This is a genomic window from Streptomyces sp. NPDC048392, assembly GCF_043200575.1.
Taxonomy (GTDB): Bacteria; Actinomycetota; Actinomycetes; order Streptomycetales; family Streptomycetaceae; genus Streptomyces.
On sequence record NZ_JBICYB010000024.1, the window covers coordinates 51,717 to 68,317 of the forward strand.

Sequence of the window (16,601 nt, forward strand, 5' to 3'; positions counted from 1 at the left end):
GAAGAATGTGGGCCGCGCTGCTGGCCGGCCTGCTGATGGTGCTCGGCCTGCAGGCGACGTCCGCCTCCGGGCAGCCCGCGGCGCCCACCGCGGCGGCCGCCGACCAGGTGCTGACCTGGACCGCGGGCGACGACATCACGCACTACACGTCCACGCCCGAGACGGCGGTGGCCGGTCCGGCCACGATCGTCTTCGAGAACAGTGAGGCCACCGGCAACACGACCGGTATGCCGCACACGCTGACGTTCGTGACCAGCGATCCCGAGTACAACCAGGACGTGCAGCTCAACATCCTGGCCAACCCCTTCGACGACCAGGGCGGCAAGCACACCGCCGAGGTCACCCTCACCCCCGGCCGCTACATGTACCACTGCACGATCCCCGGCCACGGCCAGATGACGGGCGTGCTCGTGGTGACCGAGGGCGGCGGTGGCGAGGACACCACCGCGCCCGCGACCTCGGCCGAGGTGGCCGGCACGCAGAACACCGACGGCGCGTACGTGGGTTCCGCGACCGTGTCGCTCGCCGCCACCGACGAGGGCGGCTCCGGTGTCGAGCGGATCGAGTACGCCATCGGTGCCGACGGCGCCTGGCAGCCGTACACCACGCCGGTCGTCGTCGACCAGGTCGGCGAGCACACGGTGCGCTACCGGGCGTTCGACAAGGCGGGCAACACCGCCGAGGAGAAGAGCGTCACGTTCGCCGTGGCCGCCCCCGACACCGACGACACGACCGCGCCGGAGACCTCGGCGACGGTCAGCGGTCAGAAGAACACCGACGGCGCGTACATCGACATGGCGACGGTGACCGTCACCGCCTCCGACACCGGTTCCGGCGTCAACACCATCGAGTACGCGGTCGGTGACGGCGCGTGGACGGCGTACACGGCGCCGGTCATGGTGCACGAGGTCGGCGAGCACACCGTCCGTTACCGGGCCACCGACAAGGCGGGCAACGTCGCGGCGGAGAAGAGCGTCGGCTTCACCGTGGCCGCCGCTCCCCCGCAGGACACCACCCCGCCGGTGACCGGCGCGACCGTGGACGGCACCAAGGACTCCGACGGCGCCTACGTCGGCAGCGCGAAGGTGACCGTGAACGCCGCGGACGAGGGCGGTTCCGGCGTCGCCGGGGTGGAGTACTCACTCGACGCCGGGCCCTATCTGGCGTACACCGACCCCGTGGTCGTCGACCGGGTGGGCCGGCACACGGTGGCGTACCGGGCGAGCGACAAGGCGGGCAACACCTCCGAGCCGCTGACCGTGAGCTTCACGGTGGTGGCCGGCGGAGTCCCGGCGCCGCCCTGCCCGGAGTACGACGAGCGGCTGACGGTGATCGTCGGCACGGTCGACTCGGGGGTGCCGAACCGGGTCACCGACAACCGGTGCCGGATCAACGAGATGATCGAGGACGAGAAGGAGTGGACGTCCCAGGCGCTCTTCCTCAAGCACGTCCGTGAGGTCATGGACGGCCTCCTGGACGAGGGTGTCGTCGACAGGCGGGAGTACCGGGCGATCAACAAGGCCGCCCGGCAGTCGAAGATCGGCAAGCCCGGTCAGACCGAGGGCTACCGCGCGATCCTCGACGGCACCCAGGCGTCCTTCGCCAAGTGGGAGCAGGTGGGCGGCGGTTCGTTCGGGCTGAACGCGGACGGGTCGATCACCTCCAGCACCAGCACGCCGGGCATGGGCATGCTGTGGTTCCCCGAGCGCAAGTACGGGGACTTCTCGCTGAAGCTCCAGTGGCGTGACGACGCGCCGGGCACCGCGAACACCAACGGCGGCGTCTTCGTACGCTTCCCGCAGGTGCACGACCACCCGGAGGAGTCGCGTCCGGAGTGGGTCGCCATCAAGTACGGGCACGAGGTGCAGGTGTTCGACGGCCCGACCGGCGACATGTACAAGTCCGGCTCCCTCTACGGCTTCGACCGGGTCGGCCTCGCCGGCGCGGGTGTGACGGAGAAGGGCACCTGGAACGACTACGAGATCCGGGTGGTGGACCAGCACTACTCGGTCTACCGCAACGGTGTGCTGATCAACGAGTTCGACAACTTCGGCGGCCAGACCTTCTACCCCGAGCGCTCGGACGACCCGGGCACCGACGGGCGGCGGTTCGCCTCCGGCTACATCGGGCTCCAGGTGCACAGCACGTCGGACGTGGTCTCGTACCGGGACGTCCGGATCAAGGAGTTGTAGGAACGGGAGAGCGGCGGAGACCAGATCCGGGAGTTGTGGCTCAGTCCGGGTCAGGAGCCTGTTTCCTGGCCCGGCTGGGCTGTACCCGGCTCGGCTCACCGGGCATCTTCGGATACTCGGGCGGGTAAGGGAGGTCACCGAGCCCGTGGTCGTGCTCGTCCTTCGTCGCCAGCTCCAGCAGCGCGTCGAGGGAGTACCGCTCGTCGTCCATGCCCGCGTGCACGTCGCCGAGTTCGGCGAAGCGCGCGGGCATGGTCGTGATGTCGAAGTCCTGCGGGTGCGCGACGCCCACCTCGTCCCAGCCGAGCGGGGCGGAGACCGGCGCGTTCGGGCGGGGTCGCACGGAGTAGGCGGAGGCGATGGTGCGGTCGCGGGCCGTCTGGTTGTAGTCGATGAAGATGCGCTCGCCACGCTCCTCCTTCCACCACTTGATGGTGACCCGCTCGGGCATCCGCCGTTCCATCTCGCGGCCGACGGCGATGGCGGCGCGCCGCACCTGGGTGAAGGTCCAGCGCGGCTCGATCGGCACGAAGACGTGGATGCCGCGCCCGCCGGAGGTCTTGGGCCACCCGCGCAGCCCGCCGAACTCCTCCAGCACCGCGCGCAGTTCGTGTGCGGCGCGGGCGGCGTCGTCGTAGTCGGTGCCGGGCTGCGGGTCGAGGTCGACGCGCAGCTCGTCGGGGTGGTCGACGTCGTCGCGGCGCACCGGCCAGGGGTGGAAGGTGAGGGTGCCGTACTGGGCGGCCCACAGCACCGCCGCCTCCTCGGTGGGACACATCTCGTCGGCGCTGCGTCCGCTGGGGAAGGTGATGTGCGCGGTCGGGATCCAGTCGGGCATGCTCTTGGGCGCCCGCTTCTGGTAGAACCACTCCCCGGTGACACCGTCCGGGTAGCGCTGGAGGGTGGTGGGCCGGTCGCGCAGGGCGCGCAGGATGCCGGGAGCGACGGCCTGGTAGTACCGGGCCACGTCGAGCTTGGTGTAGCCGCACTCCGGGAAGAAGACCTTGCCCGGGCTGGACAGCCGCACGGTCCGGCCGCCCGCCTCCAGTTCCACCGCTTCCGCCATGCGAGCCACGCTAGGCGCAGCGCGCCTGCTTCGCATATCAGGCCCCGGGGACGGCCACGGTGTGCGCACATCCCGGTTCGCCGGGCTCCTGCCGGCCGACGGTGATCGTTCCGTTGTCGGGGAGCGCGGTGTGCGGCGACGGTGACGATCAACGGGACCATGAGCGATCCGGGTCATCCCATCGGGTGTTGACCTGCACTTCTTGTGCGTCGCGCCCGACAGGCGGACGCCGTCGACCGCTCATAGAGTCGGATCATGGATCTCCCCGTCATGCCGCCCGTGAAGCCGATGCTCGCCAAGTCCGTGGCGAAGATCCCGCCGGGCATGCACTACGAGGCGAAGTGGGACGGTTTCCGGGCCATCGTGTTTCGCGACGGCGCGGAGGTGGAGCTGGGCAGCCGTACGGGTAAGCCGCTGACCAGGTACTTTCCGGAGCTGGTGGCGGCGGTGCGGGAGCGTCTGCCCGAGCGGTGCGTGGTGGACGGGGAGATCGTGATCGCGCGGGAGGGGCACCTGGACTTCGACGCGCTGTCCGAGCGGATCCATCCGGCCGACTCGCGGGTGCGGACGCTGGCGGAGCGGACGCCGGCCTCGCTGGTGGCCTTCGACCTGCTGGCCCTGGCCGACGAGTCCCTGCTCGACGTGGGGCTGGAAGACCGGCGGGCGCTGCTGGTGCGGGCGCTGTCGGGGGTCACGCCGCCGGTGCACGTGGCGCCGGCGACGGACGACATCGAGGTGGCCCGGCAGTGGTTCGAGCAGTACGAGGGGGCGGGGCTGGACGGCGTCGTCGCCAAGCCGCTCGACCTGCGCTACCGGCAGGACGAGCGGGCCATGTACAAGATCAAGCACGAGCGTACGGCGGACGTGGTCGTCGCCGGTTACCGCTTCCACAAGAGCGGCCCCGTGGTCGGCTCGCTGCTGCTCGGCCTGTACGACGACCGGGGCGCCCTCCAGCACGTCGGTGTGAGCGCGGCCTTCACCATGAAGCGGCGGGCCGAGCTGGTGGAGGAGCTGGAGCCGCTGCGTATGGACGACGCGCGGGGCCATCCGTGGGCCGGATGGGCCGAGGAGGCCGCCCACGAGTCGGCCCGGCTGCCCGGCGCCCCCAGCCGCTGGTCGAGCAAGAAGGACCTGTCCTGGGTGCCGCTCAGGCCGGAGCGGGTGGTCGAGGTGGCGTACGACCACATGGAGAACGGGGCGCGCTTCCGGCACACGGCCCGCTTCCGCCGCTGGCGCCCGGACCGGACCCCGCAGAGCTGCACCTACGCGCAGCTGGAGGAGCCGGCCCGGTACGACCTGACGGAGATCCTCGGCGGGCCGTGAGGCTCCCCGGGGCCCGGGGGCCTACGGCTTCATCAGCACCTTGATCGCGCCGTCCTGCTTCTTCTGGAACATCTCGTAGGCGTGCGGCGCGTCGGCCAGCGGCACCCGGTGGGTGGCGAAGTCGTCGACGCCGAGCGGGTCCTCGTCGGTCAGGTACGGGACGATGTCGTCGCTCCAGCGGCGCACGTTGGCCTGGCCCATCCGCAGCTGGATCTGCTTGTCGAACATGGTGAGCATCGGCATCGGGTCGGCCATGCCGCCGTACACGCCGGAGAGCGAGATGGTGCCGCCGCGGCGCACCAGGTCGATCGCGGTGTAGAGGGCGGCGAGCCGGTCGACGCTGAACCGCTCCGCCAGGGGGCCGCCGACGGCCCGGGGCATCACCGCGGCGGTCTGCTGCACCAGCTTGGCCACGGCGCCACCGTGCGCCTCGGTGCCGACCGCGTCGATCACCGCATCGGGGCCGCGGCCGCCCGTCCGGTCCTGGATCGCGGCGACGAGATCCTTCTCCTTGTCGAAGGACCGCAGGTCGAACGTCTCCACGCCCCGTGCGCGGGCCCGCTCCAGCCGCTCCGGCACCAGATCGACGCCGAACACCTGGTCGATCCCCTTGAGCCGGGCGATCCGGCAGGCCATGTCGCCGATCGGGCCGAGGCCCAGCACGGCGAGGCTGCCGCCCTGCGGGACGGCGGCGTACTCGACCGCCTGCCAGGCGGTGGGCAGGACGTCGGAGAGGTAGACGAAGCGGTCGTCGGACGGTCCCTCGGGCACCTTGATCGGGCCGTACTGGGCCTGCGGCACGCGCAGGTACTCGGCCTGGCCGCCGGGCACCGCCCCGTACAGACGCGTGTAGCCGAACAGCGGGGCGCCCATGCCCTCGCCGGTGACCTGGGTGGTCTCGCACTGGGTCGGCAGTCCGGTGCCGCACATGTGACAGTGCCCGCACGCGATCTGGAACGGCACCACGACCCGGTCGCCCGCCTTCAGGCCGGTCACCTCGGGTCCGACCTCCTCGACGATGCCCATCGGCTCGTGGCCGAGGATGTCGCCGGGTGTCATGAACGGCGTAAGCACCTCGTAGAGGTGCAGGTCGGAGCCGCACAACCCCGAGGAGGTGACGCGGATGACCGCGTCGGTCGGTTCCTCGATCCTCGGGTCCGGCACGTCCTCGACCCGCACGTCCCGCTTGCCCTGCCATGTCACTGCCTTCATCGCCCCGCGCTCCCTCCGTCGCCGTGCTCGTCGGTTCTGCGTGGCGGCCGGGTACCCCTGGGCCCCCGCCGCCGAACCCGGCACTCGTTTCGGCCGAACAGCGGATTATCGGCACCGTTCCGTGTGCCGTATCGAAATCAGTCAGGTATGGCACTAAATGCTTCAAGAAGCGCACAATCATTGACACGGGATGGGTGGACGGATGGCCGGAACACGACGAGGGACGCGCAGAGGGCGGTGTGCCGCACTGCTGACCACGGCGGTGGCGGTCGCGCTGGCCGCGGGCTGCACGGCGGGGCCCGGCGCGAAGGACGACGCACGGTCGCCGAAGCAGGAGCGGTCGCCGAAGCAGGAGCGTTCGCACAGCGCGGCCCCGGCCGCCGGGCCGGTGCTCGCCGTGAAGGTCGACAACGTGCGCGCGGCCCGGCCGCAGACGGGCCTGGAGGCCGCGGACGTCGTCTACGCCGAACCGGTGGAGGCCGGCCTGAGCCGGCTGATGGCGATCTACGCCACCGGACTGCCCGAGGCGGTGGGACCGGTGCGCAGCGCCCGCGAGTCCGACCTGGAGCTGCTCGGGCAGTTCGACCGGCCGGTGCTGGCGTTCTCCGGCGCCCAGAGCAAGCTGCTGCCGCTCATCGACGAGGCCCCCGTGCGCGCGGAGCCGCCGGGCGAGGACTCCGGGGCGTACGTCCGCCACGAGGACCGGCGGGCCCCGCACAACCTTTACCTGCGGCCCGGCCGACTCCTCCAGGAGCCCTCGGGCGCCGCGGCCCTCACCACCGGGTTCACCTACGGCAAGGCTCCCGCGGGCGGGCGGGCGGAGTCCTCGCACACGGTGCGCTATCCGTCGGCGAGCTTCACCTTCACCTGGTCCGGAAGCCGGGACCGGTGGCTGGTCGCCATGGACGGCACACCGGCCCGCACCGCCGACGGCGGGCGCCTGGCGCCGGCCACGGTCGTCGTCCAGCACGTGACGGTGCGCGAGTCGGCCTTCCGCGACTTCCGCGGCAGCAACTCGCCCTACGTGGAGTCGGTGGGCTCCGGACGCGCGGAGGTCCTGCGCGACGGGCAGAGCTATGACGCGACCTGGAAACGCGGGGCGGCCGCGGAGGGCACGTCCTTCACCGCCGAGGACGGCACCCCGCTGAACTTCGCCGAGGGCCAGGTGTGGGTGGTCTTCACCGGCGACGCCTGAGCGGCCCCGCACCCGGACGAACCGGTGCCGGTCGGCCCGAAGCCGGTCGGCCCGAGACCGGTCGGCGCAATGCCGGTCGGCCCGGTGCCGGTCAGCCCGATACGAGTCGGCCCGGTTCCATACGAGTCGGCCCGGTGCCGGTCGGCCCGAAGCCAGTGAGCTGGAAGCCAGTCGGCCCGGTGCCGGTCAGCCCATCGCCGGTCGGCCCCCTGCCGGTCACCCCCTTGCCGCCGTCGGCTCGGCCGGGTTGCGGAGCCCTTCCGCGGCGTCCGCGACCCGGATGACGAGGTCGAAGAACACCGCCTGCTCGTCGGGGGCGAGCGGAGCGAGGAAGACCTGGTTCATGCGGGCGATGCGCACGCCCAGCCTGCGGTGGACGCGCAGCCCCTCGTCGGTCGGCCGCAGCAGCGACCGGCGGCCGTCCTGCGGGTCGCGGACCTTGTCGAGCAGTCCGCGGCGGCCCATCCGGCTGACCACCTCCGCGATGGTGGACCGGTCCAGGCCCACCCGCTCCCCCACCGTGCGCTGGTCCAGGCCCGGCTCGGCGACGAGGGCGTTCAGAACGGCGTACTGCGGCGAAGTGGTCTCCTCGGAGACCATCGTGTTCCACAGCAGATAGTGCGCCTGCTGCAGCCGCCGGGCCAGATGGCCGGGGTGGGTGGTCAGATCGACCGCTGCCATGCGCGCTCCCGTGGTCGCTTCCGTGGTCACTTCCGTGGTCACTTCCGTTGGTGCACTGACGATACATGGAGCAGACGGCAGCCAGCCGATAGCACCGCGCACGCTTCATCACCCCGTACTCTGCGGGCCTTGACGCCCCGACCGTCCGGTGGCAGCGCGTGGGACACCTCGCTGCAATACTCAGTGCCCTGACTATCTCGCGATCCGTTCGCGCTCCGGGGCGCGCGGAGGAGATGGGGCTCCTCGGATGGACAAGGTGGTGGCCACGGCCGGTGCGGCGGTGGCCGACGTGCCCGACGGCGCGTCGCTCGCGGTGGGCGGTTTCGGGCTGAGCGGTGTGCCGAACGTACTGATCCAGGCGCTGTACGAGCGCGGGACCGGCGGGCTGTCGGTGGTCTCCAACAACTGCGGTGCGATGGAGTCCGGGCTGGCCGTCCTGCTGGCCGCCGGGCGCATCGCCCGCGTGACCGGGTCCTACATCGGCGCGAACAAGGAGTTCGCACGCCAGTACCTCGGCGGGGAGCTGGAAGTGGAGATGATCCCGCAGGGCACCCTCGCCGAGCGGCTGCGGGCGGGCGGCGCGGGGATCCCCGCCTTCTACACCCCGGCGGGGGTCGGCACCCAGGTGGCCGACGGCGGGCTGCCGTGGCGGTACGACGGCTCCGGCGGCGTCGCGCTGGCGTCGCCGCCGAAGGAGGTCCGCGAGTTCGACGGGGTCCCGTACGTCCTCGAGCGCGGGATCCGCACCGACTTCGCGCTGGTCCGGGCGGCGAAGGGCGACCGGCACGGGAACCTGGTGTTCGCCAAGTCGTCGCGCAACTTCAATCCGCTGGCGGCGATGGCCGGGCGCGTGACGGTCGCCGAGGTGGAGGAGCTGGTGGAGCCCGGCGGGATCGACCCGGACGCGGTGCACCTGCCGGGGATCTTCGTGCGGCGGGTGGTGGCGCTGACGCCGGAACAGGCCGCCGACAAGAAGATCGAACGGCGCACGGTTACCGCTCCCGCGGCCCGAGGGACGGTGACTGCCTGATGTCCTGGACGCGTGAACAGGTGGCCGCGCGGGCCGCGCTGGAGCTCGAGGACGGCCAGTACGTCAACCTCGGCATCGGTCTGCCCACGCTGATCCCGAACCACCTCCCCGAGGGCGTGGAGGTCACCCTGGAGTCCGAGAACGGCATCCTGGGCACCGGCCGCTATCCGACCGAGGCCGAGGTGGACCCCGACCTGATCAACGCGGGCAAGGAGACGGTGACGGTCCGGCCGGGTGCCGCCTTCTTCGACTCGGCCCTGTCCTTCGGCATGATCCGGGGCGGTCACATCGACGTCGCCGTGCTGGGGGCCATGCAGGTCTCCGCCGCCGGTGACCTCGCCAACTGGGCCGTCCCAGGCAAGATGATCACCGGGATCGGCGGCGCGATGGACCTCGTGCACGGCGCCCGTACCGTGATCGTGGTCATGACCCACACCGCCAAGGACGGTTCCCCCAAGATTCTGGCGAAGTGCGCGCTGCCGCTCACCGGCAAGGCGTGCGTGGACCGGGTCATCACCGACCTCGGCGTCCTGGACGTCACCGACGGCGGCCTGGTCCTGGTGGAGACCGCACCGGGCGTGGGCGTCGACGAGGTCGTCGCCAGGACCGGCGCCGAACTCGTCATCGCGGAGGACCTGAAGGCGGAGGACCCGAAATGAGGGACGTCCACGTCGTCGACGCCGTACGCGCCCCGTTCGGCGAGTACGACGGCGGCCTGGCGGGTGTACGCCCGGACGAACCGGCCGCACACGCCATCCGGGAACTCCTGGGCCGTACCCCGTACCTGGACCCGTCCCGGATCGACGACGTGTACTTCGGCAACGCCAACGGCGCCGGCGAGGAGAACCGCGACGTCGCCCGCAGGGGCGGCGGCACCGCCATCGCCACCCTCCGCACCGGCGTCGGCCAGGGGCTCGCCCTGGTCCTCGGCCGCTAGTCACCCACGGGACCGTCCATGACTCTCACCCAGCACGACATCGACGCGGAGATCGCGGCCGAGCACGCCGCCTACGAGAGGCGGGTCGTTGAGGGCGCGCCCGTCGAGCACCACCCGCGCCGTGACTACGCCCCGTACCGCTCCTCGGTGCTGCGCCACCCGAAGCAGCCGCCGATCGCCATCGACGTCACCAAGGACCCCGAGCTGGTCGAGCTGGCCTCCCCCGCCTTCGGGGAACGGGACATCACCGAGACCGACAGCGACCTGACCCGGCAGCACACCGGCGAGCCGGTCGGCGAGCGCATCACCGTCTCCGGCCGCCTCCTCGACCGGAACGGCAAGCCCGTGCCGGGCCAGCTCGTGGAGATCTGGCAGGCCAACTCGGCCGGGCGGTACGCGCACCAGCGCGAGCAGCACGACGCGCCGCTCGACCCGAACTTCACGGGCGTGGGCCGTGCCCTCTCCGGCGAGGACGGCTTCTACCGCTTCACCACCGTGCAGCCCGGCCCCTACCCGTGGCGCAACCACGTCAACGCCTGGCGACCGGCACACATCCATTTCTCGGTGTTCGGTTCGGCGTTCACGCAGCGGCTGGTGACGCAGATGTACTTCCCGAACGACCCGCTGTTCCCGTACGACCCGATCCTGCAGTCGGTGACGGACGACGCCGCGCGGCGGCGGCTGATCGCGACGTACGACCACAGCCTGTCCGTGCCGGAGTTCTCACTCGGCTACCACTGGGACATCGTGCTCGACGGCCCGAACGCCACCTGGATCGAAGAAGGACGCTGACCCGCCATGACGAAGACCGACACCAGCCGCCCGGAGCACGTGCTGCCCACCCCGTCGCACACGGTCGGCCCCTTCTACGGGTACGCCCTGCCCTTCCGCGGCGGTGAGGAGATCACGCCCGCGGGGCACCCGGACACCGTCACCGTGCACGGGTACGTGTACGACGGCGGGGGCGACCCGCTGCCCGACGCCCTGCTGGAGCTGTGGGGGCCGGACACCGAGGGCGAGGTGCCGACGGCCGACGGCTCGATGCGGCGCGACCCGGCCTCCGGCGGCTTCCTGGGCCGCAACGGCGTGGAGTTCACCGGATTCGGACGCCTCCAGACCGACGCGAACGGCCACTGGTACGCGCGGACGCTGCGACCCGGGGCACGTGGGGCCGGCGCGCCGTACGTGAGCGTGTGCGTATTCGCGCGCGGGCTGCTCGTGCACCTGTTCACCCGGATCTACCTTCCGGGCGACGCGACGGTGCTCGCCGCCGACCCGCTGCTGTCCCGGGTGCCGGCCGAGCGCCGCGACACGCTGATCGCGGCCGACGAGGGCCGCGGGACGTACCGTTTCGACATCCGCCTTCAGGGCGAGGGCGAGACGGTCTTCCTGGAGTTCCAGTGACATCAGCTGCCGACGCCGACACGAGCCTGCTCGCCCCCGGGTGGGCGGGGTCGCCCGCCGCGTCCACGACCGGTGACCGCGCGTACCTGCGGGCCCTGCTCGACGCGGAGGCGGCACTGACCCGTGCCCAGGCCGCGCTGGGCCTCGCCCCCGCCGAGGCGGCGGACGCGGTGAGCCGGGCCGCCGACCCGGCCGCCCTCGACCTGCGCTCACTGGCCGAGCGTGCCCGCGGCGGCGGGAATCCGGTCATCCCCCTGGTGGCCGACCTGACGAAGGCGGTCGGCGAGCCGTACGGCCCGTACGTGCACCGGGGCGCGACCAGCCAGGACATCATGGACACGGCGACGATGCTGGTCTCCGCCCGCACCCTGGACCTGCTGCTGCCCGATCTCACGCGTACGGAACAAGCACTGGCCCGGCTGGCGGCCGAGCACCGGGACACGGCGATGCCGGGCCGGACGCTCACCCAGCACGCCGTGCCGACGACCTTCGGGCTGAAGGCGGCCGGGTGGCGCACGCTGGTGCTGGACGCTCGGGACCGGATCAGCGCGGTGCGTGACACGCTGCCCGCCCAACTCGGCGGGGCGGCCGGCACCCTGGCCGCCTTCGAGGCGTACGGCGCGACGGACCCGGTCGCGCTGCCCCCGGCGTATGCCCGTGAACTCGGGCTGCGGGCACCCGCGTTGCCGTGGCACGCCCTGCGCACCCCGGTCGCCGACCTGGCGGGCTGTCTGGCCTTCACGGCCGGAGCGCTCGGAAAGGTCGCCGCGGACGTGCTGACGCTGTCCCGCACCGAGATCGGCGAGGTCGCCGAGGCCGCCGAGGCCGCCGGCGGCGGTTCGTCGGCGATGCCGCACAAGGCCAACCCCGTACGGTCCACGCTGATCGCGGCCGCCGCCCGGCGTGCGCCGCAGCTCGCCGCCACGCTGTACGGCTCGCTGGTCGCCGAGGACGAGCGCCCGGCCGGAGCCTGGCACGCCGAGTGGGAGCCGTTGCGGGACCTGCTGCGCCTGACCGGCGGCGCAGCACGTGACGCCGCCGAACTGGCCGAGGGGCTGCGGGTGCGTCCGGACGTGATGCGCGCGCACCTCGGTCTCACGCACGGGCTCATCGTGTCCGAGCGGCTCTCCGCCGAACTGGCGCCGGTGCTCGGGCGGGCCCGCGCCGGGGAGCTGCTCACCGAGCTGGCGGCGCGTGCCTACGCCGAGGACCGGAGCCTGGGGGAACTGCTGGGCGAAGTACCGGAGTTGCGGGGCCTCGACCTCGGCTCACCGACCGATCCCGTCGGCTGCACCGGCTCCGCGGGAGCCCTGACCGACCGTGCTCTGGAGCGACGTTGACCATGCTCGACCACCTGACCGAAGGCCCCGCCTCCGCTCCCCCACTGCTGCTCGGGCCCTCGCTCGGCACCTCGCACGCCGTGTGGGCATCGGTGGCACCCGAGCTGTCCACAGGGCACCGGGTGATCCGCTGGGACCTGCCGGGGCACGGTGGTTCGGCAGCGGGCCTGATCGGGCCGGGCGCCACCGTCGGTGATCTCGCCGCCCTGGTACTGGCGCTCGCCGACTCGCTCGGGCTGGAGCGGTTCGCGTACGCCGGGGTGTCCCTGGGCGGCGCGGTGGGCCTGTATCTGGCCGTGCGCCATCCGGAGCGGGTGTCGTCCCTGGCGGTCGTCTGCTCGTCGGCGCACTTCGACGGCGCGAAGCCGTGGGAGGAGCGGGCCGCGCGGGTGCGCGCGGAGGGCCTGCAGAATCTGGCGGCAAGCGCGGACGCGCGGTGGTTCACGCTCGGGTTCACCGTGCCGCGGCTGGTCCGGGACCACCGGGAGGCGGATCCGGGCGCGTACGCCGCCTGCTGCGACGCGCTGGCCGCCTTCGACCTGCGGGACCGGCTCGGGGACATCTCCGTGCCGACGCTGCTGATCGCCGGACGCGAGGACCCGGCCACGCCGCCCGCGCATCTGCGGGAGATCGCCGACGCGGTGCCGGGCGCGGCACTGACCGAGATTCCGGGGGCCTCGCATCTGGCGCCGGCGGAGCGGCCGGAGAAGGTGCTGACCGCTCTGCGGGCGCACTTCGACGGCGGGGCCGGGCGGGGCATGGCGGTGCGGCGCGAGGTGCTGGGCGACGCGCACGTGGACCGGGCGCAGAGGCGGCAGTCGCCGTTCACCGCCCGTTTCCAGGACTTCATCTCCCGCTACGCGTGGGGCGAGATCTGGACCGACGAGACGCTTTCGCGCCGCGAGCGCAGCATGGTCACGCTGACGGCACTGGTCGCGCACGGCCACTACGAGGAGCTGGCCATGCATGTGCGGGCGGCGCGGCGCAACGGGCTGACGGCGGACGAGATCGGGGCGGTGCTGCTGCAGACGGCGGTGTACTGCGGGGTGCCCGCGGCGAACTCGGCGTTCGCGACGGCCCAGCGGGTACTGGCCGAGGAGGGCGACACCCGCCAGTAAGGCGCCCCCGGGCGGGACAACGCGGAGCGCGGTGTCCCGGAGCGCGACGTTCCAGGGCACGGCGTCCCGCGGAGCGCGGCGCCCTGGAACGCGGCGTCCAGGAACGCGGCATCCCAAAGCACGACACCCCAGAACGCGATGCCCCAAAGCACGGCGTCCCGGAGCACGACACCCCAGAACGCGGCGTCCCGGAGCGCGGCACCGCGGGGGCCGTGGCGCCGCTCAGCCCGGGTGGTCCAGCGCCAGGGCCTGACGGGCCCGCGCCACCAGTCCGTCGGCGCCGCACGAGTCGGCCAGCGCCAGACCCCTGTTCAGCTCGGCCGCCGAGCGGGCCGCGATGCCGTACTCCACGCGGGCGGCGGCGTGTTCGTACTGGCAGGGCGAGGCCTCCAGGTAGGTGACGGCCTGGGCGGCGAGCCGGACGGCGCGCTGGCCGGTCTCCAGTGCGGCGGCACAGCGCAGGGCCTCTCCTATCGCCGTGTCCGTGCCGAAGCGTTCGGCCTGGCGGCGCGCGTCGGTGGCCAGCCGGGCGGCGCGGGCGGGGTCCTCGGTGGCCAGTGCCCGGGCCAGCTCGGTCGCCCAGGGCACCACCACCGGGTTGTGCCGGCCACGCGCGGCCGCCGCCTTCTCGGCCGCCTCCAGCTCGTTGACGCCCTCCTTGGTACGGCCGGTGGCGAGCAGCAGCCGTCCGCGCACCGAGCGGGGGTCGGGCAGCACGATCGTCGACGGATACGGCGGTGCGAAGCCGTACTGGTCGGCGAGGGCCCGGGCCTCCTTGACATGGCCGCGGGCGAGCAGGGTGTCGATCAGATTGCAGATCGCCGACCAGTACAGCGGCAGCCCGCGGCCGACCCGTTCGGCGATGCGCAGGGACGCGCGCAGGGACTGCTCGGCCTCCTTGAGGCGGCCCCGCCTGCGGTGGCCGAGACCCACGTAGGCATGCGCGAGGGAGAGGTGGCCGCCGCTCCAGCCGGCGCTCTCGTATGCGCGCAGGGCCTCGGTGAACAGTGCCTCGGCGCGGTCGAGACGGTCGGCGTAGGCGTAGGAACTGGCCAGCATCATCGGCAGTTCCAGGCCCCACTCGGTGTCGGTCCAGCCGAGTCCGGGTGCGAGGCGGCCGTTGACGAGGGCGCGGTCGCACAGTTCGACGACCTCTTCGGCGCTCTCGCCGTGGGTCATGGCGTCGAAGCCGCGCAGGATGAGCAGGGCGCGCTCGGCGTTGTCGCGGCCGGTGCAGGTGGCGGCGAGTTCTGTGAGACGGGCGGAGCGGCGGGGCGAGGACGTCTCACCCGCGTGGATGCCCTCCCACATGTACTGGGCGGCCTCCAGCCGCAGTCGCGCGGAGGGGTCGGGGTTGCGTGCGGCCTCCGCCTCGACGGTACGGACGGCCTCCTCCAGCTGGTCGTTGTGGAGCAGGGCCTGGGAGAGCCGGAAGACGGCGTCGACGCGCTGCTCGCCGTCCAGGCCGGGCATGGCGAGCGCGGTGCGCAGGTGGCCGATGGTCGTGGCGGGCGCGGTGAGGAGGGTGGCGCAGCCCAGCTCGAACAGCACCCGTGCGTGGGATTCGGGCAACGGCGGTTCCCGCAGCGCCCGTTCCAGGCAGCGGCGGGCGGCGTCGGGCGCTCCGACGGCGAGGTGCTCGCGGGCGGCCTCGCGCAGCTGCTCCACGACTTCCTGGTCGTCGTCGGGATACACCTTGAGCAGGTGACGGGAGGCGGCCGCGGCGCCGAGACCGGAGTCGGTGACGAGCTGGGCCGCTATGCCGTGCATCGCCGTGCGCAGGGCGTCGGGGATGGAGTTGTAGACGGCGGTGGCGATCAGCGGGTGCACGAACTCCAGCTCGCCCGCGCCCGGTTGACCGGTGGTCGAGTCCGGTACGGTCAGGATCCGGGCGCCTCGGAGCAGTTCGGCGCAGCGGGCGGCGTCGGCGCGGTCCAGGGTGGCGAGCCTGGCCACCATGTCGACGGTGATGCCGCCCCCGAGGATGGCGGCGGCCCAGGCGAACCGGGTTGAGTCGACGCCGAGTTGCTCCAGGCGGGCGACGACGCCGCCGCCGCGGGCCGAGCGGTTCAGCGCGCGCAGCTCGGCGGCCTCCCCCTCGACCGGTTGCAGTTCACTGTCCTGGATCTTGGCGAGGAGTTCGACGGTCTCGTAGGGGTTGCCGCCGGTGACGGCCCACACCTCGCGGCAGAACGCGGCGTCGGCGTGGCCGCCCAGCGTGGCACGGGTGAGTCCGGCCGTCGCGTCGGGGGTGAGGGCGTTCAGCGGGGCGATGGGCCGGCCCACGGCGGTGGCCGTCTCCAGGTGGCGGGCGCTGTCGCCGCTGACGTCGCCGGGGCGGCGGGCGATCACGACCAGGACGGAGGTCTCGTCGAGCCGTTCGGCGAGCGCCGCGAGCCAGCGCAGGGTCTCCTGGTCCGCCCAGTGGGCGTCGTCGATCAGCAGCACCAGCGGCCACTCCCGACGGGCGAGCCGGCGCACGGCGGCGACCAGGCCGTCGCACACGCCCTGCGGGTCGGCCTGCCGCTCACCGGGGTCCACTATGCCGAGGGCGGGACCGGCGATGTCGTACCAGTCGCCGAGGTACTCGCGTGCCTCCTCCGGGAGCATGGACACCAGTGCGGGCTGCAGCAGTTGGCGCACCACGTTGAAGGGGACGGACCTGAGGGTCTCGCCGCCGCGTGCCGACCAGACGGTGCAGCGCCGGGCCTCGGCGATGCGGCGGGCCTCCGCGAGCAGCGCCGTCTTGCCGACCCCGGCCTCGCCGCGGGCCTCCAGCAGGGTGCCGGGGGACGAGCGGTCCGCGCACAGGATGTCGACCGCACGCGTGATGGTGGCGACTTCCTCGTCGCGCTCCCAGAGAGAGGCCGAGGCGGCTCCCGTCCGCCGAACCTCCGTCATCCCGCTACCTCCCCGAGTCGCCCGAATGACGTACCGAGCCTGAGCCTAGCCTTCCGATCGCGCGAGTGGTGAGCGCTCCGCGGACCAGTTGCCGTGACGGGTGACATGCGGTAAAGCGTGAACGACGCACCGGGCCCGCCATCTGCGGCGGTGCGGGACGGCGTCCGTCAACCCGTCGCGCCGCGAGGGGCGGTGGCCCGGC

13 protein-coding genes and 1 pseudogene are annotated in these 16,601 nt (G+C 72.8%); 10 read left to right on the forward strand and 4 right to left on the reverse strand.

The window, feature by feature from the left end; all coding sequences use genetic code 11:
- Positions 1-5: 5 nt before the first annotated feature.
- On the forward strand, positions 6-2,192 hold the full coding sequence (locus ACGFYH_RS26745) for an OmpL47-type beta-barrel domain-containing protein (RefSeq protein ID WP_393805751.1): 2,187 nt from the start codon (positions 6-8) through the stop codon (positions 2,190-2,192).
- A 40-nt stretch (positions 2,193-2,232) separates the two neighbouring features.
- Here the strand turns inward: ACGFYH_RS26745 and ligD are convergent, their stop codons facing one another.
- On the reverse strand, positions 2,233-3,258 hold the full coding sequence (gene ligD / locus ACGFYH_RS26750) for a non-homologous end-joining DNA ligase (RefSeq protein ID WP_393805716.1): 1,026 nt from the start codon (positions 3,256-3,258) through the stop codon (positions 2,233-2,235).
- Positions 3,259-3,513: 255 nt separating this feature from the next.
- Between ligD and ACGFYH_RS26755 the strand changes: the two genes are divergently transcribed.
- Positions 3,514-4,581, forward strand: coding sequence for an ATP-dependent DNA ligase (locus tag ACGFYH_RS26755; protein ID WP_393805717.1), 1,068 nt, complete (start codon positions 3,514-3,516; stop codon positions 4,579-4,581).
- 21 nt (positions 4,582-4,602) lie between these two features.
- Here ACGFYH_RS26755 and ACGFYH_RS26760 read toward each other — a convergent pair whose 3' ends face one another.
- Positions 4,603-5,793 (reverse strand): zinc-dependent alcohol dehydrogenase, encoded by a 1,191-nt coding sequence (locus ACGFYH_RS26760; RefSeq protein ID WP_393805718.1) that lies wholly within the window; start codon positions 5,791-5,793, stop codon positions 4,603-4,605.
- A gap of 202 nt (positions 5,794-5,995) precedes the next feature.
- On the opposite strand from ACGFYH_RS26760, the gene ACGFYH_RS26765 reads away from it, so the two are divergent.
- The gene (locus ACGFYH_RS26765; protein ID WP_393805719.1) at positions 5,996-6,988 is read left to right on the forward strand and encodes a DUF3048 domain-containing protein; all 993 of its coding nucleotides are present in this window, start codon (positions 5,996-5,998) and stop codon (positions 6,986-6,988) included.
- 216 nt (positions 6,989-7,204) lie between these two features.
- On the opposite strand, the gene ACGFYH_RS26770 is transcribed toward ACGFYH_RS26765, so the two are convergent.
- Complete coding sequence (locus tag ACGFYH_RS26770; RefSeq protein WP_393805720.1) at positions 7,205-7,669, reverse strand: MarR family winged helix-turn-helix transcriptional regulator; 465 nt, start codon at positions 7,667-7,669, stop codon at positions 7,205-7,207.
- Positions 7,670-7,916: 247 nt separating this feature from the next.
- Between ACGFYH_RS26770 and ACGFYH_RS26775 the strand changes: the two genes are divergently transcribed.
- The 7 genes and pseudogenes from ACGFYH_RS26775 to pcaD all read left to right on the forward strand — a co-directional run bounded on the left by ACGFYH_RS26775 (position 7,917) and on the right by pcaD (position 13,498).
- Positions 7,917-8,699: a CoA transferase subunit A gene (locus ACGFYH_RS26775; RefSeq protein ID WP_393805721.1), complete on the forward strand. Its 783-nt coding sequence runs from the start codon at positions 7,917-7,919 to the stop codon at positions 8,697-8,699.
- Positions 8,699-9,358 carry a CoA transferase subunit B gene (locus ACGFYH_RS26780; RefSeq protein ID WP_393805722.1) on the forward strand — a complete coding sequence of 220 codons (660 nt, stop codon included), beginning with the start codon at positions 8,699-8,701 and terminating at the stop codon, positions 9,356-9,358. Before ACGFYH_RS26775 ends, ACGFYH_RS26780 begins: the two co-directional genes overlap by 1 nt.
- Positions 9,355-9,561 (forward strand): annotated as a pseudogene (locus ACGFYH_RS26785) (3-oxoadipyl-CoA thiolase); the annotation flags it as partial. The gene ACGFYH_RS26780 and the pseudogene ACGFYH_RS26785, both read left to right, overlap by 4 nt.
- Positions 9,562-9,654: 93 nt before the next feature.
- Entirely contained in the window at positions 9,655-10,428 is a 774-nt protein-coding gene (gene pcaH / locus ACGFYH_RS26790) for a protocatechuate 3,4-dioxygenase subunit beta (protein WP_393805723.1), read from the forward strand.
- Between the two features lie 6 nt (positions 10,429-10,434).
- Positions 10,435-11,040, forward strand: coding sequence for a protocatechuate 3,4-dioxygenase subunit alpha (pcaG, locus tag ACGFYH_RS26795; protein ID WP_393805724.1), 606 nt, complete (start codon positions 10,435-10,437; stop codon positions 11,038-11,040).
- On the forward strand, positions 11,037-12,380 hold the full coding sequence (pcaB, locus tag ACGFYH_RS26800) for a 3-carboxy-cis,cis-muconate cycloisomerase (RefSeq protein ID WP_393805725.1): 1,344 nt from the start codon (positions 11,037-11,039) through the stop codon (positions 12,378-12,380). The genes pcaG and pcaB overlap by 4 nt, the downstream gene beginning before the upstream one ends.
- 2 nt (positions 12,381-12,382) lie before the next feature.
- Positions 12,383-13,498 (forward strand): 3-oxoadipate enol-lactonase, encoded by a 1,116-nt coding sequence (gene pcaD / locus ACGFYH_RS26805; RefSeq protein WP_393805726.1) that lies wholly within the window; start codon positions 12,383-12,385, stop codon positions 13,496-13,498.
- A 222-nt stretch (positions 13,499-13,720) separates the two neighbouring features.
- On the opposite strand, the gene ACGFYH_RS26810 is transcribed toward pcaD, so the two are convergent.
- Positions 13,721-16,399 (reverse strand): ATP-binding protein, encoded by a 2,679-nt coding sequence (locus ACGFYH_RS26810; protein ID WP_393805727.1) that lies wholly within the window; start codon positions 16,397-16,399, stop codon positions 13,721-13,723.
- Positions 16,400-16,601 lie beyond the last annotated feature (202 nt).

What these genes read in the sequence shown, in the direction of transcription:
- ACGFYH_RS26745 (WP_393805751.1), top strand. Translation starts at nt 6, where the DNA reads ATGTGGGCCGCGCTGCTGGCCGGCCTGCTGATGGTGCTCGGCCTGCAG.
- ligD (WP_393805716.1), bottom strand. Translation starts at nt 3,258, where the DNA reads ATGGCGGAAGCGGTGGAACTGGAGGCGGGCGGCCGGACCGTGCGGCTG.
- ACGFYH_RS26755 (WP_393805717.1), top strand. Translation starts at nt 3,514, where the DNA reads ATGGATCTCCCCGTCATGCCGCCCGTGAAGCCGATGCTCGCCAAGTCC.
- ACGFYH_RS26760 (WP_393805718.1), bottom strand. Translation starts at nt 5,793, where the DNA reads ATGAAGGCAGTGACATGGCAGGGCAAGCGGGACGTGCGGGTCGAGGAC.
- ACGFYH_RS26765 (WP_393805719.1), top strand. Translation starts at nt 5,996, where the DNA reads ATGGCCGGAACACGACGAGGGACGCGCAGAGGGCGGTGTGCCGCACTG.
- ACGFYH_RS26770 (WP_393805720.1), bottom strand. Translation starts at nt 7,669, where the DNA reads ATGGCAGCGGTCGATCTGACCACCCACCCCGGCCATCTGGCCCGGCGG.
- ACGFYH_RS26775 (WP_393805721.1), top strand. Translation starts at nt 7,917, where the DNA reads ATGGACAAGGTGGTGGCCACGGCCGGTGCGGCGGTGGCCGACGTGCCC.
- ACGFYH_RS26780 (WP_393805722.1), top strand. Translation starts at nt 8,699, where the DNA reads ATGTCCTGGACGCGTGAACAGGTGGCCGCGCGGGCCGCGCTGGAGCTC.
- pcaH (WP_393805723.1), top strand. Translation starts at nt 9,655, where the DNA reads ATGACTCTCACCCAGCACGACATCGACGCGGAGATCGCGGCCGAGCAC.
- pcaG (WP_393805724.1), top strand. Translation starts at nt 10,435, where the DNA reads ATGACGAAGACCGACACCAGCCGCCCGGAGCACGTGCTGCCCACCCCG.
- pcaD (WP_393805726.1), top strand. Translation starts at nt 12,383, where the DNA reads ATGCTCGACCACCTGACCGAAGGCCCCGCCTCCGCTCCCCCACTGCTG.
- ACGFYH_RS26810 (WP_393805727.1), bottom strand. Translation starts at nt 16,399, where the DNA reads ATGACGGAGGTTCGGCGGACGGGAGCCGCCTCGGCCTCTCTCTGGGAG.